The organism is Pectobacterium sp. CFBP8739 (genome assembly GCF_013449375.1).
Taxonomy (GTDB): Bacteria; Pseudomonadota; Gammaproteobacteria; order Enterobacterales; family Enterobacteriaceae; genus Pectobacterium.
This window is the reverse complement of the sequence record NZ_JACDRR010000021.1, coordinates 102,459-124,081: the sequence shown is the minus strand read 5'-3', so window position 1 is coordinate 124,081 and position 21,623 is coordinate 102,459. Positions and strand designations below refer to the sequence as shown.

Sequence of the window (21,623 nt, the reverse complement as noted above, 5' to 3'; positions counted from 1 at the left end):
GACGCATTATTTCAATTATTTTTCGATCTTCAGTTCCCCTTTTTATTCCCTTAATTGGCATAGCTTCTGAACACAGCATTTCTTATGCGATAGGGGATAAATAATGGTTAAATTCCGTACCCACCTGTTAGCGCGTGCGTTACGTGCTGGGGTACTTGGGGCATCGTTTGCCTCAGTGCTGCCAATGGCGGCGGTCTATGCTGCATCTGCGGCGCCAGTCCAACAATATGCAGTGTCGTCCGGCCCGCTCAATCAGGTGCTCAATCAATTTGCCCAACAGGCTGGTGTATTACTTTCTTACGATCCGGCATTGGTCGCGGGTAAACGCGGTGCGGGGTTGCAGGGAAACTACAGCGTAGAGCAGGGTTTCCAGCAGATTCTCAGCAGCAGTGGCCTCAGTGCACAGTACAGTGCCGATGGCAGCGTGACGCTGGTACAGCGCACAGCGAGTGAGCCTGTACCCGTTACTGCGCCAGTACCTGCTAAAAACGATCGAATCGTTGTCACTGCTCCACCTAATACCGCGATGAAGCTGGATGTGCCGATTTCAGAAACGCCACGTGCGGTTGCGGTTGTCACGGAAAAACAGATCGAAGAGCGTGGAGCGCAAAAGATCGATCAGGCGCTGCGCTATAGCAGCGGGATTCTGGCTACGCCATACGGGCCGGATAATAAAGCCGAATGGGTGACGATTCGTGGATTTAGCGATCAATCCCGGTTCCAGAATGGTTTGGCGACGCTGAATGAAGATGGGTTCTATGGTCAGCAGATTGAGCCGTTTGGCGTCGAGCGTATTGAAGTTTTGAAAGGTCCAGCTTCGGTGCTGTACGGACAAAACCCGCCGGGCGGTCTGGTTAACGTCATCACCAAGCGACCAACGCGTTTGCCGCAGGGGAAAGTCGAGCTGGAATACGGATCTAACGACTATCGCCATCTGGCCGTCGACAGTGCGGGTCCGTTAAACGATGACGGCTCGGTGCTGTATCGGGTTGTTGCGCTGGCGCGTGATACCTCGGGTGAGATGGATTTCTCGAAGAGCAAGCGCCTTTATTTGGCACCGAGCGTCACGTTCCTCGGAGAAGACACGGAACTGACCGTATTAGCCAGCTACATGGATACGAAATCCGACACAACCAACGGCTTTAAGCTGCCGTACGGGACATTACATGGCACACCGTTTGGCAAAGTCGGCTATAAAACGTCGCTGGGCGAACCGGGGTTGAACCGCCACGATACTCGGCAGTTCAACCTGGGTTATGAGTTCACACATCATCTGAACGACACCTGGACGTTCCACCAGAACCTGAACTATGCCTATCTGAATTTAGATCTGCGTAATGCTTATGCGCTGGGGATGTATACCGATCCGGTAACGAATGTTGTCAGCGATCGATTAGCCAACCGTGGACTGACCTACCGTGACGGTTTTGCGCAAAACTGGGCTACCGATAACCGTTTAGTGGGGGAATGGCAGTGGGAAGACATAGAAAATACCTTGCTGTTCGGGTTTGACTATCGTCGTGCCAATACACAAAGCCGCGATGCGAACTTATCCTCTTTTGGCCAACCTATCGATATTTTTAATCCGGTTTACGGCAGTGGCACATTATCGGATAGCGATCTGTTCAACCACCGCTCTGGCCGCCATCAGACCGGTTATTATGTTCAGAACCAGATTAAGTATGATGAGCGTCTGATCTTCTTACTGGGTGGACGTTACGACGTGGCGAAGTCTCGCGATCGCAACTTTTCATCAGGCGCAGATACTCGCACCGACGATACCAAATTTACCAAGACTGCTGGGGTAATGTACCTGTTTGATAACGGTATTTCCCCTTACGTCAGCTACTCGGAATCGTTCTTGCCGGTGTCGGGTCGTGATGGTTACCAACGTCCTTATGTACCGGAAGAAGGCCAGCAGACGGAAGTGGGTGTGAAATACACGCCGGAAGGATTTAACGGCTATGCTTCTGCTGCCTTGTTTAATCTGGAACAGAAAAACGTTAAAACGACGGATCCTAGAAACCCGAATCTGACTATTCAGGCGGGGGAAGCGCGTTCACGCGGCCTTGAACTGGAATTGAGCGGTGAGGTTTATACGGGGCTGACGCTGACGGCAAACTACACGTACAATGAAGTGGAAACGACCAAATCCGGTTCTGTCGGTGAAGTGGGTAAACGTCTACCGGGACTGCCTGAACAGATCGTGTCTGGTTGGGCGACTTATGCCTTTAACGGCAAGCTGGAAGGATTAAGTATTGGCAGCGGTGTGCGTTATGTTGGCAGCTCTTACGGTGACATCGCCAATTCAGCGGACATGAAGGTTCCTGCTTATACGCTGTGGGATGCGATGATTGCCTATGATTTCAGCAAGGACTGGCGGTTGCAGGTTAATGCCACCAACCTGACAAACCGTGAGTATGTCAGCGCGTGTAACTACTGGTGCTACTACGGTGAAGGCCGCAACGTTAGCGCGAACGTCAGCTATCGTTGGTAATCACCCGTCTCAAACATCACTGAAAGAAGCCCATCGGGTCAACTTAAGCCCGTTGTTAGGGGAAACAAGGGGGAGGTTCCCGCAGGGAGGCCTCACCCCTGTGGTCGCCCCGTGTATCTCGATGCTTCAGCGATAGCTCTTACCCTTCGGGCTTCTTTCTTTGTGCTCCACACGCTTCGCTATTTCCTTATTTTTACCGTTCTCGGCACGATAGGCGTGAATAGTCGTTGACTTTGTTTTTAATGATAATGAAAATCATTTCATTGCTGTCACCTCGAGCGAATACCGTGAAGAGTCCCGCCGCTGTCTGTCCCAATCAGCCTGAAACTTTAAATGTTCAGCAGATTTATCATGACCACCATGCTTGGTTACAGGCGTGGTTGCGTCGGCGTTTGGGATGTTCACAGCAGGCAGCAGATCTGGCACAGGATACGTTTCTACGTTTGATTTGCCAGCATCAGGTCGATTGTATCCGTGAACCTCGCGCCTGGCTGACGACCGTGGCTCATGGGCTGATGGTGAATCACTGGCGGCGTAAAGATATCGAGAATGCCTATCTTCAGGTGCTGGCAGAGCAGGAGTTTATGTTTTCTCCCTCGCTGGAACAGCAGGCGATGGTGGTTGATGCACTGTTGGCTATTGATCAGATGCTGACTACGCTGCCTGGCAAAGTGCGTCAGGCATTCTTGCTGGTGCATCTTGACGGTTTGACTTATCGACAGGTCGCTGAACAATTAGCCGTTTCCGAGCGGATGGTAAAAAAATATATGGCACAGGCGATGCTGAATTGTCTATTGTGTCAGGACTTATGATTTCCTCTATCACGTCTTCTATTCCCAAATATGTTCTTTATGCTGCCGCAGAGTGGTACGCCATGCTGTATGACGAAGACTGCGCTGAGCACGATCGTCAGGCATGGCAGCGTTGGTTACATCAGAATGAAACCCACCAGCTTGCCTGGCAGCAGGTTGAACAAATTCATGCCCGCTTCCATACGGTAGACAGCCAGTTAGCCTCTTCGGTGCTGAGTAAGCGGGGTGAGGAACGTCGGCGTATGCTGAAATTGCTGGCGATCGTCAGCCTTACCGGAGGCGCAGGTTTTAGTTTGCCGTGGGAAAGTTACGCTGCCGATTACCGTACAGGCACGGGAGAAACGCGCGAGATTAGCATCGAAACGGGAATGACCCTCTGGCTCAATACGGATTCAGCATTGAATCAGCAGGGCAATCCCGCGTTGTCTCAGCCGCTGATGTTTCAATTGATCAAAGGTGAATTGATGCTGGATAACCAAACGGCGCATGCCGCTCGGTTGACCACGCCCCATGGCGATCTCGCCGCTTCTGCGCATTCCTGCCAATTAGCGCTGCGCTATACGTCCGCTCACAGCGTGCTCTCCGTTTTTGGCGGTGAGGTTTTGCTACAAACGGCAGTCCCTGCCGCAAAGCGGGTAACGGCAGGGCAACAGGTTATCTTTACCCGCGACAAGAGCAGTGAACCGACACCCGTTGAGAACTTCCGTCAGAGCTGGCGTAAAGGACAGTTGGTTGCGGATAACATGCCGTTAGGGCAGTTCATTAATGAAGTGTCACGCTATCACAATGGTTATTTTCATGTTGATTCCGCAGTGACGACGCTACGGATTTCGGGCGTTTTCCCGCTGCATGAAACCGATCGCCTGCTCGATGCCATTGCGCGAACGCTGCCAGTGAAGGTAACTCGGCGTTTTTCCTGGTGGGTGGATATCCGGCCGAGTTAAAACACTGCTGGTATTTCGCCGGTAAAACACCAAAAATATTCTTCGTTTGTTATTTGGTTGGTTATCACATCGCAGACGAAACGCAAATCTGGCATATATATCAATCTGTTGATACCGAAAAAGGCGTAGCATACTCCACAACGAGTATTCTCGGCGTTGCCTCTTCATACGGGAAGTTATCATGCAGTTACTGAACCTGAAACAAGCTCGCCTATTGAGCTTTTTCTTTATTATGGGTGGCTTGCTTATATTGCTGCCTTTACGTCTGCTGGCCTGTTTTATTGCCGGTTTTTTGGTGTATGAAATCGTGAACTTATTGACGCCCTATTTTCAACGGGTCATCAGCGGTAAGCGTGCTCGCTGGATTGTGGTCGCAGTGATCAGCACACTGGTGGTCAGCCTGTTGAGTTTACTGTTTGGTAGTCTGGTCGGGCTGTTGATGCAGGAGATGAAGGATACGGCGGCATTCAACGTGCGTATTGGCTACATCCTCAATGATATCCAGCAGCAGGTTGCCCACTATTTACCAGGGTATCTGCCAGTCAGTGTTGAAGAACTTCAGCGCGAGCTGCTGCAATGGGTTCAGGCGCATATTGTGATGTTGCAGAACATGGGGAAAAGTTTCCTGCATGGGTTTGTGACAATGCTAATCGGTATGGTGCTGGGAGCGATCGTGTCGCTTTATAACGTCGATCATGACACCGAAAAGCCATTACTCAAAGCGGAGTTGCTGCGTCGGGTGACGCTATTATCGGCGTCGTTTCGCAACATTGTTTTTGCTCAGGTGAAAATCTCTGCGGTTAACACGGTGCTGTCTGCCATTTTTATTCTGGGCGCTCTGCCGCTGTGTGGTGTTCATCTGCCGTTTGCCAAAACGCTGGTGGTGCTCACCTTCATTTTCGGCCTGCTGCCGGTGATCGGTAATCTGATCTCCAACTCGATCGTTTTTCTGTCGGGTTTATCGCTTTCGCTGCCGATCGCACTGGTTGCGCTGGTGTATTTGATGTTGATTCATAAGCTTGAATACTTCCTGAATGCACAAATCGTTGGGACGAGGATCAAAGCGCACGCGTGGGAAATCCTGCTGGCGATGCTGGTGTTTGAAGCGGCCTTTGGGTTGGCCGGTGTGATTGCGGCACCGATATACTACGCTTACCTGAAAAGTGAATTGAAAGAAGCCGCGTTGATTTAACGCCACACACTGGGTAGTCATACCGATCGCTTAAGGATCGAGATACTCGGGGCTAGCACGGTGCGAGGTATCCCTGTGGGAACCTCATCACCGTGTTTCCCCCTATAAAATGCAAACGCATTTTAAATGCCACTTGTGGCAGCCCGTCAGGGCGAGCGCAGGAACTGGGCGAGTAAATCCATGTTTAAGTGAACAGCATTAACCCTTTGGTAGGGGATGAGACAGTCTCCCGCCTATCGCTCCTAGAATGAATCTTCTAAATGAATCAGCCCAATACAAGATTGGGCTGATTATTTTTCAATGGCGACTCGTCTTTAATAGCCGTCTGAATAAACGATTATTTTCGATTAATGTGGTGCAGTCGCAACCTGCGGCTTTGTCTCTTCAGACTGAACGCCTAACGGGTTGTTGCCCCAGCATTTCTCATATTCCCAGCCTGTCAGCTCTTCTGCGACAGCGCGTGCGTGAGGTGGGACATCGGCAATCGCGCCACCCGCTTTGATACGTGCAATTTCTTCCAGCAGAATGGCATGGTTCTTACGATCCAGCTTCATCTGCGTGGTGTAGTAAATGGCAACCAGCGCCAGGCCGATAACGCCCAGTGAGAACACGCCAACAATCGCCTGGACGGCAGATTCAGGCTGTGCTGATTGTCCGGAGACGAAACCGAATTGGCTTAGTGTCCAGCCCATGGCGAAGACAATCACAGAACGCACCATTTTGCCGGCAAACGTCATGGCGCCTGCGTAGATCCCTTCACGGCGACGACCGGTCAGGACTTCATCCACGTCGGCCAGGAAGGTATAAACCGTCCAGGGAATATAGTAGATACCGCCCGTGCTCAGGCCAAATACGGCGGTAATGGCAAACAGAACAAAGATGGTCATGTCTTCTGACCAGTTAGCGAAATAGAGCGCGGCATAGGCCATGACGCTGACAATCACTACCATCAACGCCAGACGGAACGGTCGCGCAAAGCCCATTTTGACGCAGATACCGATGAAGGCCGCGGTGGAAATAAGCTGCATGACTGAGCTGAAGCTATTGAGGTGTGATACCAGCGCCGTGTTCTGCTTCAGACCAAAGACGATGAAGTAGGTAAATGCGGAAGCGAACAGCCACTCAGCACCAAAGCCAAACAGATACATTCCCAGATGCTTGCGGAAAATACGCAGGCGGAAGGTAGAAGCCATATCCACGCTCAGCTTTTTCATCGCCTGCCACAGGCTAGAGGTGCTTTCACGGACGATTTCATTGACCGGGCGCTCCCAGGACGTCATATACAGCGCGATCATCGCTGCGCACATAATGGCGCCGTAGACCAGGCCGGTGTAGAAGAATGGCGTTGCGGAATCTTTACCGTAGACGGCAATAAACTGCCCGGGAATGAATGCCGCCAGGAAGTTGGCGATTTTGCCGAAAATGGCTTTAGAACCCGTCAGCTTGGAACGCAGTTTGAAATCAGACGTCATTTCGGTAGCCAGCGTTTCATACGGCACCATGATCGAGGTGTAAATCAGCTCGAACAGCACGTATGTCGCCAGGTAATACCAGAAACCAAAGCCATCAACCCACAGCATCGGGTAAACCAGAACCAGCGGGACACCCAGTAAAATAAAGAAACGACGGCGGCCAAATCGGCGACCAACACGGGTGTTGTAGAAATTATCACTGATGTACCCCATGATGGGGTTACTGATAGCATCAATGATGCTGGCAACGGAGAAAATCGCCGCAGCTTGAACCAAGGTTAGCCCACAAAATGTGGTGTAAAAGTACATCAGCCATGCGCCGCTGATAGCTAGCGCGCCGCTGCCGAGCAGATTTGCGCTGCCGTAACAGAACGTATGTTTAAAAGAGATTGGTTTATTCATGATCAGCCTAGTTACAAATATGAAACAATATTTCAGTTCAGTTGAACTATCATTTCTTTATAATTTGCTCTATTGGAAAAAAAGTAAACTGACGATCACGCTTTCACGTGATTTTAATAACGATCTGTCAGTTGGATCATGAAATAAGATTTTTTCATTTGCTTTTTATTATTTTTTGATCGTGATTTTATGTGACTAAGTTACGAAATATGTATTTTTATTACGTTTTGGTGGTATGTATGCAGATTGGCGGAAAAGCGACATTGAATGCTGCTCCACAAATCGATAGCGTGATATGAAATAACGCATTGACCTCAGAGAGGAAATATCGTCATCATCCTGCCCAGTTCAATCTACCGTCTTTTCTTATCAGGAGCTGTAACGTGAGTCATTTGATGATCTACGCCGTCATTTATGTGATTTTTATTGCTGTGGTTGGATTGTTTGCTTTTCAGGCCTGGTTACCGACTTCCGCGCCGCGCGGGCTGAGAGATCGCGCAGGGATTCTGGTTGGAGTATTACGCTGCGTTACCCTGTTTCTCGTCGTCTCCGCAATGCAAATCTTGTTTCCCAATTCGCTGCTGGATAAGCTTGTCTGGCTGGTTGCCGCAGGGTTGTTGCTGATTGCCGTGATTGGTGGGGGAATGAGTTGGTCATCGCTGCCGTGGCTGGATGCAACAAAAGGGAAAAGTCGCACTTTGGCTCTGGGAGTCCAAAGTGCGTTGTATCTGGGTTTGCTTGGATTTATCGTTATATAAAGTCCTGTACCAGTGCGGCCACGGTGTTCTTTGCGCCGTGATCGCGCAGCTTCAGATAGGCCTGCGCGATAGCGTTAAAAACATCGTGATTGGCTGGGAGATCCTCGCCGAAAATAGAACGAATGTTAAGAAACGCACTGACCCGCTCGGCGCTGTCTGATGTTTCCTCCACGATGTTCCTGAGCTTTTCAGCCAACGGATCGCGGATTTCAATCGGGTTGCCTGCGTCATCTTTTCCACTGACATAACGCATCCAACCAGCGATGCCCAATGCCAGACAGCGATAGTCTCCTCCATTGCCCACGTGCCACCGTAACGATTCCAGCATGCGCTGAGGTAACTTCTGGGAACCGTCCATGGCAATCTGCCAGGTTCGATGCTTGAGCGCTGGGTTGGAAAAACGGGTCAGTAGCTGGACGGCATAATCTTTCAGATCGATATCCACGACGCTAAGCGTCGGTGCCTGTTCCAGCAGCATGAGATGAGACACGGCCCGGCGATAGTTCTCGTCATTCATACAGTCGCTGACGTGATCGTAGCCGGCGAGATAGCCCAGATAGGCCAAAAATGAATGACTGCCGTTCAGCATGCGCAGTTTCATTTCTTCAAACGGCAGTACGTCATGTACCAGCTGTACGCCTGCCTTTTCCCATTCGGGGCGTCCGGCAGTGAAATGATCTTCGATCACCCATTGAATAAAGGGCTCACAGGCTATCGCACAAGGATCGGCAACGCCAAGGTGCTCGGCAATTTCCTGCAACGTTTCCGGCGTTGCCGCAGGGACAATGCGATCCACCATCGTATTCGGGAAAGAAACCTGTGCGTCGATCCAATCAGTCAGGCTTCGATCGTTGATTCCCGCCGATTCCAGCACGGCGGCTTTGGCCGTTTTGCCATTTTCCGGCACGTTATCGCAGGAGAGTACGGTGAACGGCGCAATCCCGCGTTCGTGACGCAGGCGCAGCGCTTCTGCCAGCAGTCCGGGGACTGAAGCGGGGTGACGAGGATCGATGAGATCCTGTTGAATCAACTTATTGGTACGATCCAGCTTGCCGCTCGTCCCGTCCATGCAATAACCTTTTTCGGTAATCGTCAGGGAAACAATGGCGGTGTCTGGCGCGGCGAGTTTCTCAATAATCGCGTTAATGCCTTCTATTTTGGCATGTAACGATTCACACACGGCACCAACGACAATCGGCTGATTGCTCGTCGCGGCTTTTTCCAGCACGGTGAATAGATGATCCTGCTGGCGTAGTGCATTGATCATGGTATCGTCACTGAATAGCACAACTTCACAAATACCCCAATCTCCTCCCACCCTATTCAGTACGCGATCGGTGAGCAGTGCCTGATGAGCACGATGAAAAGCGCCAAATCCGATATGGACGATGCGCGGCTTCAGCGCCTTACGATCGTAGTGAGGAAATTGGACGCTGTCAGGCAATTCGCAGGTAGCGATATTTTTTATTTTATCAGTCATTTATTGCGCTTTCGGGTGGGGGATCCATGACGTTAAAAGTAGCCGTGATTTGCAGGCGGTGCAATACAAGACGCACAGATAGGTTACGGCGCGCACGTTTTTTTCTCTGTGCAAATTTTATCGCTTTTTCAGATTAGCTTCTTCGGCAGTGTGCGGTTTTGTGAGGGGGCTTCAGCGTAATGATGTAACGCTGAAATTTAGTTTTGTTTTTACTAACTTATCTCCATTTCTTCTACATCATCAAGTGCTTTTCCTGAGCACAGTCTGCTATTTTGTGTCGATATTTTCCTCACTCCAACGAATAACAAAAAGGCCCGTAAGATGAAACTTGAATCCCTCGCGCTACATCATGGTTATGAATCTGAAGCGACAACGAAGTCCGCCGCAGTGCCGATTTACCAGACGACGTCTTACACATTTGATGACACGCAACACGGTGCCGATCTGTTTGATCTGAAAGTGGCAGGCAATATCTATAGCCGTATTATGAACCCAACGAATGCGGTGCTGGAGCAGCGGCTGGCGGCCATTGAAGGCGGCATTGGTGCGCTGGTGCTGTCATCCGGTATGGCGGCGATTACTTATTCGCTTCAGGCGCTCACGCAGGTTGGGGATAACATCGTCAGCACCAGCCAGCTGTACGGCGGCACCTATAACCTGTTTGCTCATACGTTGCCGCGTCAGGGCGTTGAAGTGCGGATGGCTTCTTTCGATGATTTTACGACGCTGGAGTCGCTGATTGACGAGCGCACCCGGGCCGTTTTTTGTGAATCTATCGGGAATCCGGCGGGAAATATTGTCGATATTGCCAAAATCGCGGATATTGCGCATCGCCACGGCGTCCCGATGATTGTTGATAATACCGTGGCGACGCCCGTACTGTGCCGACCTTTTGAGCACGGTGCCGATATTGTCGTCCACTCGCTGACCAAATACATCGGCGGTCACGGCACCACGATTGGCGGTGTGATTATCGATTCCGGCAAGTTTGACTGGGTGGCGAATAAATCGCGTTTCCCGTTACTGAACGAGCCCGATCCCTCGTATCACGGCGTGGTGTATACCGACGCTTTCGGTCCGGCGGCCTATATCGGACGCTGCCGGGTGGTGCCGCTGCGTAATACGGGCGCGGCGCTTTCTCCACATAGCGCGTTCTTGCTATTGCAGGGGCTGGAAACCCTCAGCCTGCGTATTGAACGCCATTGCAGCAATGCGGAAGCGTTGGCTGGCTATCTGAATCAGCATCCGCTGGTTACCTGGGTGAACTATGGTGCGTTGCCGGATAGCCCCTATAAAGCAAACTGCGACAAAATTACCTCGGGCAAAGCGTCTGGGATTATCAGTTTTGGCATTAAAGGTGGGAAAGCGGCAGGCGGCCACTTTATTGATGCGTTGAAGATGATCTTACGGCTGGTGAACATTGGCGATGCCAAATCGCTAGCGTGTCATCCGGCAAGTACCACGCACCGTCAGTTGAATGCGGAAGAGCTGGCGAAAGCAGGCGTGAGTGAGGATTTGGTCCGAATTTCAGTTGGCATTGAGCACATTGACGACATCATCGCTGATGTGGCGCAGGCGCTGGAAGCTTCGCAGAAGTAGTAAGAAGTCGTAAACGGTAGGGAATGAAAGAAACGCGTTGGAAACCTGCATAGGGTTCCAACGCGTTGTCGCAATTACGAACGGCTGGCGTCGGTCGCTGTAGCAGTCGGCTGTGATTCAGCCGGTGCGGCATTCTGCTCCGCATTCAGGCTGTCTTGCGGCTGTGCTTCTGGTGCGACAGGTGCCGCAGCAGATTCAACAGGAGTCGCCGGGGTAGTTTGTTCGATCAGACCATTGATTTTGGTCGGCATACCAGAACGTCTCTGGATTGCTTGATCGACTTCACTGGTGTTTACGCTGGCATCAGCCAGAACTTTGCTCACTTTTGGCGTCATGCTGAGCGGTGCAGGAGAATTAGAATGGAATTCTTCTACCGTGCGGGACAGCGGATTGTGAACCTCAACATAGCGTGAACCATCGGGCTCAACGGTGGCTTTTACTGGCTCATTGATGAACTGAACGCGAGTGCCGACCGGAACGTGATCGAATAGATACTTGATATCATCGGCACGCAGACGAACACAGCCGTGACTTACGCGCAGGCCAATACCGAAGTTAGCGTTGGTGCCGTGGATCGCGTACAGGTTGCCGATGTAGAGTGCGTACAGACCCATCGGGTTATCCGGGCCTGCTGGGAAAACTTTTTTCAGTGTCTCACCGCGTGCTGCATATTCGGCATGCATCTTCGCGGTTGGCGTCCAGGTTGGGCCCGCTTTCTTGCGCTGAACGGAGGTCGTCCAGTTGATCGGCGTATCTTTGCCTAACTCACCAATCCCGATTGGCAGCACGACCACGGTTTTGGAGCCTTTCGGGTAGTAGTACAAACGCATTTCTGCGCTGTTGATAACAATGCCTTCACGCGGGGCATCCGGCAGAATCAGCTGATGAGGAATGACCATTTTGCTGCCGGGAACGGGCAGATAAACGTCCGCATCTGGGTTGGCTTCCAGCATGTTGCTCAGACCCATTTGGAACTGTGCTGCAAAATGCTCCAACGGCTGCGTGCTATCTTCCGGTACAGTGATTTCGATGTTCTCGCCTATCAGTCGGCTATTCGCCGCAGGCAGAGGATAAACAACGGCAAAAGCGGCCTGGCTGAAGGCGGCGGCAGCAAGAACTACAGTAAAGATCGCGCGAATACTCATTTTCGTTTCTTTATTTGAGTGGTAAATGCACCCCCCGAATCAGGAGGCTGGTCTGCTAGGGTCGATAATGACCGGATGCGCATTATATGTTCAGAATGGCCTCCGAGGGAAACAACATGTGTAACTAATCACACTTTTTGGCATCCGAATGAGAAAGAAAATCTCTGAGAGTGAACCATGACTCAATTTTCCCCGCCTAGTGTGGGTTTGTTAAAGCGCCGATTAGCCAATACCGGGAGAGCCTGACGAGCGTACGCCAGCCGTTCCGGTTCAATGTCTGCATACAGGAGAGCCGGCGTTTCCGGTGCCTGAACCACAACGACGCCTAAAGGATCGACCACCATGCTGTTACCGATATTCCTGACGCCACATTCACCAACGGCGACGAGGTAAGTGGTGTTTTCCAGTGCTCTGGCGCGCACCAACAATTCCCAGTGCGCTTCTTTCAACGGGCCCTTAATCCAGGCTGAGGGGAGAACGAGGACATCTGCACCGTCCAGCACAAGACGGCGGGCAAGTTCAGGGAAACGAATGTCATAGCAGGTCATCAGCCCGACGTTTAACCCAGCGATGGTCAACAGCGGTGGAATGGTTTCGCCTGCCAGCACGTTTTCCGATTCCTGTACGGAAAAGGCATCATACAGATGCAGTTTGCGGTATTGCGCGACGATCTCGCCGTTGCGCAATGCCAGTAGCGTATTCCAGACTTTCCCTTCGCCGTTTGGGATATGCACACACAGCATGGTCGTCAGGTTGTTGCCTCTGCTGGCTTCCAGCAGATGCGTAACAAACGGGCCATCAAGCGGTTGAGCGGCGGTGAGCACCATGTTGGGATTGGTGATATCGCGCGCCAGCACGCCTTCAGGCAGCACCAGCAGATCGGCGCCGTTTTGCTGTGCTGCCGACATGAATTCAGCGATGGTCGTAGCATTTTGTTGCCACTCACGGTCAACGGCGAATTGCCCCAGTGCGACTTTCATTCTTGCTTGCTCCTTCGTTGCCCGATTAATCGCGCTTGGCTGGCATCATGCGCAGCAGCGTGTTGTCTTTCATGACATAGTGGTGGAACAGGGCAGCCGCGGTATGGGCGGCAATGAGCCAGTAGCCTAACGGTGCCAGCGTTTCATGCCAGCCAATCAGCGTTTCTGCAAGGTCGAAATTCGGCGTCGCGGCGGTTGGCATGCCGATACCAAACAACATCCAGTCCCGACCGCTGTAATAGCGTGAGGCAACGCCCAGTATCGGCAGCGTGATAAACAGCAAGTAAATAACGGTGTGGGTGAGGGACCCCAGTGCACTTTGCCAACGAGGGGGCTGTGGCGTAATCGCAGGCGAAGTATGCCGATGGCGCAAAAACAGGCGAGCCAGCATAAGAACCAGTACAGCTACGCCACAGCTAAAATGCGTCACCGTTATCACGCTGCGTAACAGCGAACCGCGTTCAGCAAATCCACGTAGCTCAATGGTGGCATAGGTCACAACGAGCAACAAAAAAACCAGCCAGTGCAATGCAATCTGCGATGGTGCAAACTTTCCTTTCATGTTTCTTCCTCTGTGACTGTGAGAGCGGTTTGACGCGGTAGCGGGCAAATAATCTCATAAAGTATAAGGTAACTTGCGTCTTGTCAGCCCCTCTTTACCGTGCCTGACAAACCGAGCTATCGGCGCTGGATTCCTCGGTATTCAGCCTCGTTTGGCTCGGGGGAAAACTGACAATAAAAAATTTCCGGGAGAAATTTTTAACGTTGTATCAGCAACGGCACGCCATAAAAAACCGGCCGAAGCCGGTTTGGAAGATGAAGGATTATTCCTGCGGGTTTTTCTCTGCTTTGCCGACCATCATGGTCAGGAAGTCAAAGCGGCGGCGCAGATCCCACTCCGCTTCCTCATAGAGCTGCGCGGTTTCTTCCGGCATCATGCTATTCAGGCGGCGGAAGCGTTGCTCTTTCAGCAGCGTTTCACTCAGGTTGCCTGATGGTGGACGAGAATCGGTGACCAGCGCGGCTTTCCCTTCTTCGGCACGACGTGGGTCGAAGCGGTAGAGCGGCCAGAAGCCCGTTGCCGTCAATTGGCGCATCTGATCGTGGCTGAATGCCAGATCGTAACCGTGCTCTTCACATGGGCTGTACGCGATAATCAGCGATGGGCCCGGCCAGGCTTCGGCTTCCTGAATCGCTTTCACCGTCTGGTTCAACTGCGCGCCTAGTGATATCTGCGCGACATACACGTGACCGTACATCATGACGTTGATGCCGAGATCTTTACGCGCCTTGCGTTTACCTTTCTCGCCAAATTTGGTGACTGCGCCCAGCGGCGTCGCTTTGGACTGCTGTCCACCAGTATTGGAGTAACACTGGGTATCCAGCACCAGCACGTTGACGTTTTCGCTCAGGCTCATGACGTGATCTAATCCGCCATAGCCGATGTCGTACGCCCAGCCGTCACCGCCGATGAGCCAGATGGATTTATCGACAAAGTGGTCGGCGTTGCTTGCCAGCACCTTGGCGTCGGTATCATTGATAGCTGCCAGCAACCCACGCAGTTGTTCAATCTGCTGACGGCGCAGGTCGGGCGCGATGGACTCTTCCTGCAACGCGCTCACCAGATCTGGCGGCAACTGCGGTGCCAGCTTATTGAGCAGGCGCACGGCGCGCTGACGGTGTTGATCGACACTCAGACGGAAGCCCAAACCGAATTCGGCGTTATCCTCGAACAGCGAGTTAGCCCAAGCTGGGCCGCGACCGTTGACATCGGTAGTCCACGGGGTGGTGGGCAGGTTACCGCCATAAATAGACGAACAGCCCGTCGCATTCGCCACCAGTAGGCGATCGCCATAGAGCTGGGTCAGCAACTTGATGTACGGTGTTTCGCCACAGCCGGAGCAGGCACCAGAATACTCGAACAGCGGTGAAATCAGCTGAGAAGTCCGGATATCGATACGTTCCAGCGTGGATTTGTCGATTTCAGGCAATTGCAGGAAGAAATCGAAGTTCTCTTTCTCCGCCGCCAGATTATCCAGACGGGATTCCATATTGATGGCTTTGATTTCTGGATTCTGACGGTCTTTAGCCGGACAGACTTCTACGCACAGGTTACAGCCGGTGCAGTCTTCCGGTGCAACCTGCAACACATATTTCTGGCCGCGCATGTCGCGTGCTTTCACATCCAGTGATTGCAGTGACGCGGGTGCATTTTCCATTGCGTCGGGCTGGACGACTTTGGCACGGATCGCTGAGTGCGGGCAGGCGGCGATGCAGTGGTTACACTGCGTACAAAGCTGCGGGTGCCACAGCGGAATCTCTTCCGCGATATTGCGCTTTTCCCACTTGGTGGTGCCAGTCGGCCAGGTGCCATCGGGCGGCAGTGCTGAAACAGGTAGCGTATCGCCCAGTCCCGCCAGCATGGCGGCCGTGACGGTTTTGACGAAATCGGGCGCGGCGTCGGACACGACAGGCGGGCGCTGTGGGCTGTCTGGGTTGACGGCCTCTAACGGCACCTCTGCCAGCGCGTCCAATGTGGCGCTCAGCGCCTGCCAGTTGCGCTCAACCAGCTCCTGACCTTTACTGCCGTAGCTCTTGGCGATGGCGGTACGCAGTTTTTCTACAGCTACATCCGCTGGCAGAATCTGTGACAGATGGAAAAATGCCATCTGCATGACGGTGTTGATGCGGGCGCCCAGATGGCATTCGCGGGCAATCTTGGCGGCGTTGATGCAGTACACGCGGGCACTACGCTGATTCAGCCCAGCCTGCACTTCCTGTGGCAATCGGTGCCACAGGTCGTCACTACTATACGGTGAGTTGATCAGGAAAACGCCGCCGGGCTTCAGGCGCTCGACCATGCTGTACTTATCGATAAACTGCCATTGATGGCAGGCGACGAAATCCGCCTGATCAATCAGGTAGGCTGAGTTGATCGGGTGCGGGCCCACGCGCATATGGGAAACGGTCAAACTACCGGCTTTCTTCGAATCATAGACAAAGTAGCCCTGCACAAACATCGGCGTCGTTTCGCCGACGATTTTGATCGCATTCTTGGTCGCGGAAACGGTGCCGTCACTGCCCAGACCGTAGAACAGGGCTTCGAGCGATGCGTTGCCTGGGAAATGCTGTTCCGGCAGTGGCAGAGACAGATGGGTGACATCGTCATAAATCCCGACAGTAAAGCGTGGTCGTGGGTTAGCAAGCGCTAACTCATTAAATACAGCCTCTACGCACTGCGGGGTAAATTCTTTGGAAGATAGCCCATAACGTCCGCCAATCACACGCGGCATAAGTGAACGCTCACCTGCGGAGAACGCCTCGGCCAGCGCGGTCATCACATCGAGATACAGCGGCTCCGCTTGCGCACCCGGCTCTTTCGTTCTATCCAGCACCGCAATGCTTTTCGCCGTTTGCGGAATGACGGCCAGCAGATGTTTGGCAGAGAATGGACGGTACAGGCGGATTTTAACCACGCCGACTTTCTCACCGTGCATCAACAACGTATCGACTACTTCTTCACACGTGCCGACGCCGGAACCCATCAGGACGACGATTTTAGTCGCCTCTGGGTGGCCGTAATATTCAAATGGCTGATACTGGCGCCCTGTCGTAGCGGCAAAATCGTTCATCGCCTGTTCAACGTGCTCATAAGCTGCGTCGTACCAGCGGTTGGTGGCTTCGCGCGCCTGGAAGAAGGTATCTGGGTTTGAAGCGGTACCACGAATCACTGGACGTTCTGGGGTGAGCGCTCGCTCACGGTGTGCATCAATGGCCTGCTGTGGCAGAAGCTGGCGGATCACCTCATCGCTCAGCGGCTCAATCTTATTGATTTCGTGTGAGGTGCGGAAACCGTCAAAGAAATGGATAAATGGCAGACGGCTGTTCAGGCTGGCGATTTGTGAAATCAGCGCAAAGTCCTGCGCTTCCTGCACATTGCTGGCGCACAGCATGGCGCAGCCCGTCTGGCGTACGGCCATGACGTCAGAATGATCGCAGAAGATGGAAAGCGCATGCGTCGCAACAGTACGGGCCGCGACGTGCAGGACAAACGGGGTTAGCTCACCGGCCAGTTTATACAGCGTGGGGATCATTAGCAGCAGACCTTGCGATGAGGTAAATGTGGTCGCGAGTGTACCCGTCTGCAATGCGCCGTGGACGGTAGCGATCGCACCGCCTTCCGATTGCATTTCAATAACGCGGGGCGTATCCCCCCATATATTCAAGCCTCCGTCGCTCGACCAGGCGGCCGCCTGTTCAGCCATGCTGGAACTCGGGGTGATGGGGTAGATGGCGATGACTTCATTGGTTCGCCAAGCCACGGAGGCGACTGCGTTATTACCGTCGGTGGTGATCATGACTTATAGCCTTCTTTCTCACTAAGCCCTTTATTTTACATGGTCTTTTTGGGCGATGAAAATGACTGGGCATAAACGAAAATACGATTTCTATCGGAGGATTATCGCATTTCAGGAAAAAAGAGGGTGGAACGATGTAGGTGGAGTTGTATCAAACTGTGTTTCATCCCCGTCACTCAGGTCTACGTTCGTCAATCTCAGTCGGTTTGTATTTCCTAAAAAGGAAATCTATTCTGGATATTAGAACGGTTTGTCGATGCTGTATGCGATATTCACACGAAGCCGTATGATTTTATTTGCTCATGGCTGCCATGACAGGTAGCGTGCTTATACTAAAATTACATCTGTAATGAATGTATGAAGGAACCAAATAATGGGAAATGATGAAATCAAAAATAAACTGGTTTCTGTTCTGGCGTCACAACAGGCGCAAGGAAAAACACCAGAACAGGCAGTCGATCATATCCTTCAGGCACTGGGCGGACGAGCGGGAGAGGTGTCCCGGATTTCGATTTTGACATCAACACTGATTGCCGATGTGCTTTATACCGTCTATCAGGAGACGATCACGTACCAGCAGATTGCGGTGATTTTGCGTAAGTTATGTTACGCCGCTCGTGATATTGCTGTTGCATCACACACTATCTATCCGCAACTAAGCGTTCAGGATATCGGCCAGCTTTTGCAATATCCGGAAATTTATCCGACGATCGATCGCGCAGCGCTGCTCGATGCACTGACCTACGCGCATTTTTCTAAAGCGGAAAGTGAGCAGGCTGCTGACGCGCTCGGCGTGTAATACCGGAGCAATGTGATACCAGAGTGGTACCGAAGATCAGGCAGCCAGACCCGTGATTTTCCTATAGCCGCTATCGGGCTATTGACCGATGGCGGTGACGTTCACCTCTTTAACCCAAGCGTGACTCCTGCTGTTTCCTGATGCCGTCGTCAGCGCGTACAGCCCCACTTTAGCGCCCACCCATTTGCCCGGGCCAGCGGCGAAGCCATCATCCAGCACAACATATTCCCCGTTATCGCCCCGCCAGGAAAACTGGCAAATCGCGTTCTGTTGCACGGTGACTCGCAGGGTGATGTTCTGTTTTTCGGGCAACACCGCCAGATGTCTCTGATGTTGTTCCAACTGCTGTGCATCACTCATCCAGCCGAATCCGGTGACCAATTCAAGACCCTCCGAGCCTTTCTCAATGCCGAGGTAGGCAAAACGCTCGCCATAAATCATTAGACCACAGCGCTCGCCAACCTGTTCTAAAACGGGTGTTAACTGAGTGGTGAACTCAAATTCCTCGGCCGGAAATTTTTGCATCAACAAATTAGGTACGTCATACCAAGAAGGCTCACCTTCACGGGCAGGCATGGACTGACAGAACAGTTGAAGCCCCGGATGGGTAAGTGCCAGCCAGCGTTCGTTAGGGTTTGCTTGCCACTGCCACTGTCGCCCCAGCGTAGCCGAAGAGAAATCGTCGGAAGTGGGGGGCTGCTGCACACTAACGGAGGAACTCACGTGAGGTTTATCTGCTTCCAGCACGGGTTGCCCTACTCCCTGCGCATTATGCTGCTCGCCGATCAGCGGCCAGTCATCCTGCCAGCGCATTGGCTGTAGATGAACGACTCGACCATAGGCATGGCGATCCTGAAAATGTACAAACCAGCTTTCACCGTTGTCTAATTCGACCCAGCCGCCCTGATGCGGGCCATTAACCGATGAACTTCCCTGATGCAGTACGATCCGGCTCTGCCATGGCCCCTCCAGCGAACGTGCACGCAGCACGGTTTGCCAGCCGGTTGGAACACCACCCGCTGGGGCGAAAATGTAATACCAGCCGTTGCGCTTATACAACTTTGGCCCTTCGATAGTGGGCTGCGTTGCCCGCCCATCGACAACGATCCTTCCGTCATCAAGCAGGGAACGACCATCTTCTGCCATCTTGCACAGTTGCAGCAGGTGTTTCTTACCGCTACGGCTGAAGGCGAAGGCATGGATTAACCAAGCGGTGCCGTCGTCATCCCAGAACGGGCAGGGGTCGATCCAGCCTTTAGCCTGCTTCAGGCAATGCGGTGTGCTCCATTCACCTTTGGGATCGTCAGCCTGCGACATAAAGATCCCGTCGTCGGGTGTGCTGAAAAATACCCAGAATTTTCCGGCATGATAGCGAATGCTGGGTGCCCATACGCCTTTACCGGGTTGAACGTGTTCATATTCTGGCTGATCGAATCGGCTGAATACGTGGTTGATCAGCGTCCAGTTCACCAAATCCTGAGAATGCAGGATTGGTAACGCCGGCAGGTGGTTAAAGCTGGACGACACCATGTAAAAGTCGTCACCCACGCGCACGATGTCAGGATCGGAATAGTCGGCGCATAAAATCGGATTCTTATAACGTCCGTTACCCAAATCTGGGTTCCACGGAGAATGTGCTGTACTCATGTCATCGTCCTGATAGTAAAGGCGGGCAGCGTGCTACCCGCAGGTCTTGCGATCAGGCTGCGCCTTTTGGCGTCAGGCCTTGATCGACAGGAAGTTCGCTTTCCGGCGCGTGTTCAGCCGTGCTGTGACGCTTCGCCAAATCAGCCTGAATGTTTTCCATCGTCTTATCGTCCAGCTTGTAAAAGCGTACCAGCCAATACAGAACCAGATAGGAGAGCGATGGCCCGATGCTCAGCAGGCCGATAATACCGGCGGTGGCGAGCGGTGTTTGCGTGGGGGAACCGGCAACATAGCCAAACCAGCCGAGTGAAAAGCCGACCAGTGCACCCGCAACCGCCATACCCAGTTTCAGTGCGAACAGGTTGCCGGAGAATGACAGACCAGTGATGCGACGGCCTGTTTTCCATTCGCCGTAATCGGCGGCATTCGCCATCATGTTCCATTTGAACGGTTGATACATTTGGTGGAAAAAACCGATCAGAAAATAGAGCGGGAAGACGACCGCCAGCCACTGTGGCGGCACCATAAACAGGATGACGCCGACAAACACCAGCAGCAGGTTGATGTTCTTAAACAGACTTATGCTACTGAATCGCTTGCCAAAGTAGCCCGCCATCATTGCACCAATAATGGTGCCGACAACGCTGGTGGTAATGAAGGCAGATTTCATTGCCGTTCCGGCGGCGCTGCCCTGCTCTGGCCCGACCATCAGGTAGGTTGCGTAATACAGCGTTGCCGCACCGCGCATAACACCTGCCATGCTGGAAAAGAACGTAATGATGGCCACGATGCGCCACTGATCGTTGCTCAGCAGGTTTCTGACATCGTCCCAGACGTTCTGATTTTTATCTACAGCGGGGTTGATGCGTTCCTGAGTGGTGAAAAAGCAGAAAAACAGCATCACGACGGCCAGGCAGCCCATGATCATCATGGTGCCCTGATAGCCTAATTGCTTGTTGGTGCCGCCAATCCAGTCGACCAGCCACAGCGTGCCAACCGACACGAGTAACCCAGCCATTGAGGAGATGGTAAAGCGGTAAGACTGCGCGGAAATTCTGTCCTTTTCATCGCTGGTGATGACACCGCCGAGCGAACAGTAAGGGATGTTGATAAAGGTGTAGAACAGCATCAACAGGGTGTAGGTGATGTAGGCGTAAACCAGTTTACCCGTGCCGTTCAGTTCTGGCGTGGTGTAGGCCAGCACGGCAATCACGGCGTAGGGGACGGCAAACCAGACCAGCCATGGGCGGAAGTGACCCCAGCGGGTTTTGGTGCGGTCGGCAATGATGCCAATCAGAGGATCAACGATGGCGTCCAGCACGCGCGTCACCAGAAACATAACCCCCACCGCCGCGGCGGAGATGCCATAGATATCCGTATAAAAGTAGGTAAGAAACATGGTTACGGAAGAATAAACGATGCCACAGGCGGCATCGCCCATGCCAAAGCCGATTTTCTCCGCAACGCTCAGCTTATTATTGTTGGTCATTGGAAACTCCAAAAGATGATTGAGGAACTTCTTGCCAGGCTCGCGGCTA

Annotated in this window: 15 protein-coding genes; 7 read left to right on the top strand and 8 right to left on the bottom strand. The window is 52.6% G+C overall.

Translation table 11 applies throughout. From position 1 onward, the window contains the following. The first annotated feature begins 103 nt into the window (after window positions 1-103). The 4 genes from H0247_RS15905 to H0247_RS15890 all read left to right on the top strand — a co-directional run bounded on the left by H0247_RS15905 (window position 104) and on the right by H0247_RS15890 (window position 5,445). Window positions 104-2,497 (top strand): TonB-dependent siderophore receptor, encoded by a 2,394-nt coding sequence (locus tag H0247_RS15905; protein ID WP_180743409.1) that lies wholly within the window; start codon window positions 104-106, stop codon window positions 2,495-2,497. Between the two features lie 287 nt (window positions 2,498-2,784). Continuing rightward, the gene (locus H0247_RS15900; protein WP_180743408.1) at window positions 2,785-3,309 is read left to right on the top strand and encodes a sigma-70 family RNA polymerase sigma factor; all 525 of its coding nucleotides are present in this window, start codon (window positions 2,785-2,787) and stop codon (window positions 3,307-3,309) included. Beyond that, window positions 3,306-4,253 carry a FecR domain-containing protein gene (locus H0247_RS15895; protein WP_180743407.1) on the top strand — a complete coding sequence of 316 codons (948 nt, stop codon included), beginning with the start codon at window positions 3,306-3,308 and terminating at the stop codon, window positions 4,251-4,253. The genes H0247_RS15900 and H0247_RS15895 overlap by 4 nt, the downstream gene beginning before the upstream one ends. Window positions 4,254-4,434: 181 nt before the next feature. Then, window positions 4,435-5,445: an AI-2E family transporter gene (locus H0247_RS15890; protein WP_180743406.1), complete on the top strand. Its 1,011-nt coding sequence runs from the start codon at window positions 4,435-4,437 to the stop codon at window positions 5,443-5,445. A gap of 347 nt (window positions 5,446-5,792) precedes the next feature. Here the strand turns inward: H0247_RS15890 and H0247_RS15885 are convergent, their stop codons facing one another. After that, entirely contained in the window at window positions 5,793-7,319 is a 1,527-nt protein-coding gene (locus H0247_RS15885) for an MFS transporter (RefSeq protein WP_180743405.1), read from the bottom strand. Window positions 7,320-7,702: 383 nt separating this feature from the next. Here H0247_RS15885 and H0247_RS15880 point away from each other — a divergent pair, with 383 nt between their 5' ends. After that, window positions 7,703-8,077: a hypothetical protein gene (locus H0247_RS15880; RefSeq protein ID WP_180743404.1), complete on the top strand. Its 375-nt coding sequence runs from the start codon at window positions 7,703-7,705 to the stop codon at window positions 8,075-8,077. On the opposite strand, the gene H0247_RS15875 is transcribed toward H0247_RS15880, so the two are convergent. Beyond that, the gene (locus tag H0247_RS15875) at window positions 8,070-9,557 is read right to left on the bottom strand and encodes a mannitol dehydrogenase family protein (RefSeq protein WP_180743403.1); all 1,488 of its coding nucleotides are present in this window, start codon (window positions 9,555-9,557) and stop codon (window positions 8,070-8,072) included. The genes H0247_RS15880 and H0247_RS15875 overlap by 8 nt on opposite strands. Before the next feature lie 321 nt (window positions 9,558-9,878). On the opposite strand from H0247_RS15875, the gene H0247_RS15870 reads away from it, so the two are divergent. Further along, entirely contained in the window at window positions 9,879-11,156 is a 1,278-nt protein-coding gene (locus H0247_RS15870; protein WP_180743402.1) for an O-acetylhomoserine aminocarboxypropyltransferase/cysteine synthase family protein, read from the top strand. Window positions 11,157-11,230: 74 nt separating this feature from the next. Here the strand turns inward: H0247_RS15870 and H0247_RS15865 are convergent, their stop codons facing one another. The 4 genes from H0247_RS15865 to nifJ all read right to left on the bottom strand — a co-directional run bounded on the left by H0247_RS15865 (window position 11,231) and on the right by nifJ (window position 17,639). Continuing rightward, window positions 11,231-12,301 (bottom strand): L,D-transpeptidase family protein, encoded by a 1,071-nt coding sequence (locus H0247_RS15865; RefSeq protein ID WP_180743401.1) that lies wholly within the window; start codon window positions 12,299-12,301, stop codon window positions 11,231-11,233. A gap of 182 nt (window positions 12,302-12,483) precedes the next feature. After that, a complete protein-coding gene (locus H0247_RS15860) occupies window positions 12,484-13,281 on the bottom strand; it encodes a deaminated glutathione amidase (protein WP_180743400.1) in 798 nt (265 codons plus the stop codon). A 25-nt stretch (window positions 13,282-13,306) separates the two neighbouring features. Beyond that, window positions 13,307-13,843 (bottom strand): cytochrome b561, encoded by a 537-nt coding sequence (cybB, locus tag H0247_RS15855; protein WP_180743399.1) that lies wholly within the window; start codon window positions 13,841-13,843, stop codon window positions 13,307-13,309. Window positions 13,844-14,105: 262 nt separating this feature from the next. Then, window positions 14,106-17,639 carry a pyruvate:ferredoxin (flavodoxin) oxidoreductase gene (gene nifJ / locus H0247_RS15850; protein ID WP_180743398.1) on the bottom strand — a complete coding sequence of 1,178 codons (3,534 nt, stop codon included), beginning with the start codon at window positions 17,637-17,639 and terminating at the stop codon, window positions 14,106-14,108. Between the two features lie 373 nt (window positions 17,640-18,012). Here nifJ and H0247_RS15845 point away from each other — a divergent pair, with 373 nt between their 5' ends. After that, the gene (locus H0247_RS15845) at window positions 18,013-18,438 is read left to right on the top strand and encodes a hypothetical protein (RefSeq protein WP_180743397.1); all 426 of its coding nucleotides are present in this window, start codon (window positions 18,013-18,015) and stop codon (window positions 18,436-18,438) included. 78 nt (window positions 18,439-18,516) lie between these two features. Here the strand turns inward: H0247_RS15845 and H0247_RS15840 are convergent, their stop codons facing one another. Together H0247_RS15840 and H0247_RS15835 are read right to left on the bottom strand one after the other, a co-directional pair. Further along, window positions 18,517-20,085 carry a glycoside hydrolase 43 family protein gene (locus tag H0247_RS15840; protein ID WP_180743396.1) on the bottom strand — a complete coding sequence of 523 codons (1,569 nt, stop codon included), beginning with the start codon at window positions 20,083-20,085 and terminating at the stop codon, window positions 18,517-18,519. A gap of 52 nt (window positions 20,086-20,137) precedes the next feature. Next, on the bottom strand, window positions 20,138-21,574 hold the full coding sequence (locus tag H0247_RS15835; RefSeq protein ID WP_180743395.1) for a glycoside-pentoside-hexuronide (GPH):cation symporter: 1,437 nt from the start codon (window positions 21,572-21,574) through the stop codon (window positions 20,138-20,140). Window positions 21,575-21,623 lie beyond the last annotated feature (49 nt).

Excerpts from the sequence above, each read along its gene's own strand:
- H0247_RS15895 (WP_180743407.1), top strand. The coding sequence starts at position 3,306 with ATGATTTCCTCTATCACGTCTTCTATTCCCAAATATGTTCTTTATGCT.
- H0247_RS15875 (WP_180743403.1), bottom strand. The coding sequence starts at position 9,557 with ATGACTGATAAAATAAAAAATATCGCTACCTGCGAATTGCCTGACAGC.
- H0247_RS15905 (WP_180743409.1), top strand. The coding sequence starts at position 104 with ATGGTTAAATTCCGTACCCACCTGTTAGCGCGTGCGTTACGTGCTGGG.
- H0247_RS15885 (WP_180743405.1), bottom strand. The coding sequence starts at position 7,319 with ATGAATAAACCAATCTCTTTTAAACATACGTTCTGTTACGGCAGCGCA.
- H0247_RS15845 (WP_180743397.1), top strand. The coding sequence starts at position 18,013 with ATGGGAAATGATGAAATCAAAAATAAACTGGTTTCTGTTCTGGCGTCA.
- H0247_RS15835 (WP_180743395.1), bottom strand. The coding sequence starts at position 21,574 with ATGACCAACAATAATAAGCTGAGCGTTGCGGAGAAAATCGGCTTTGGC.
- H0247_RS15860 (WP_180743400.1), bottom strand. The coding sequence starts at position 13,281 with ATGAAAGTCGCACTGGGGCAATTCGCCGTTGACCGTGAGTGGCAACAA.
- H0247_RS15890 (WP_180743406.1), top strand. The coding sequence starts at position 4,435 with ATGCAGTTACTGAACCTGAAACAAGCTCGCCTATTGAGCTTTTTCTTT.
- cybB (WP_180743399.1), bottom strand. The coding sequence starts at position 13,843 with ATGAAAGGAAAGTTTGCACCATCGCAGATTGCATTGCACTGGCTGGTT.
- H0247_RS15840 (WP_180743396.1), bottom strand. The coding sequence starts at position 20,085 with ATGAGTACAGCACATTCTCCGTGGAACCCAGATTTGGGTAACGGACGT.
- nifJ (WP_180743398.1), bottom strand. The coding sequence starts at position 17,639 with ATGATCACCACCGACGGTAATAACGCAGTCGCCTCCGTGGCTTGGCGA.
- H0247_RS15870 (WP_180743402.1), top strand. The coding sequence starts at position 9,879 with ATGAAACTTGAATCCCTCGCGCTACATCATGGTTATGAATCTGAAGCG.
- H0247_RS15865 (WP_180743401.1), bottom strand. The coding sequence starts at position 12,301 with ATGAGTATTCGCGCGATCTTTACTGTAGTTCTTGCTGCCGCCGCCTTC.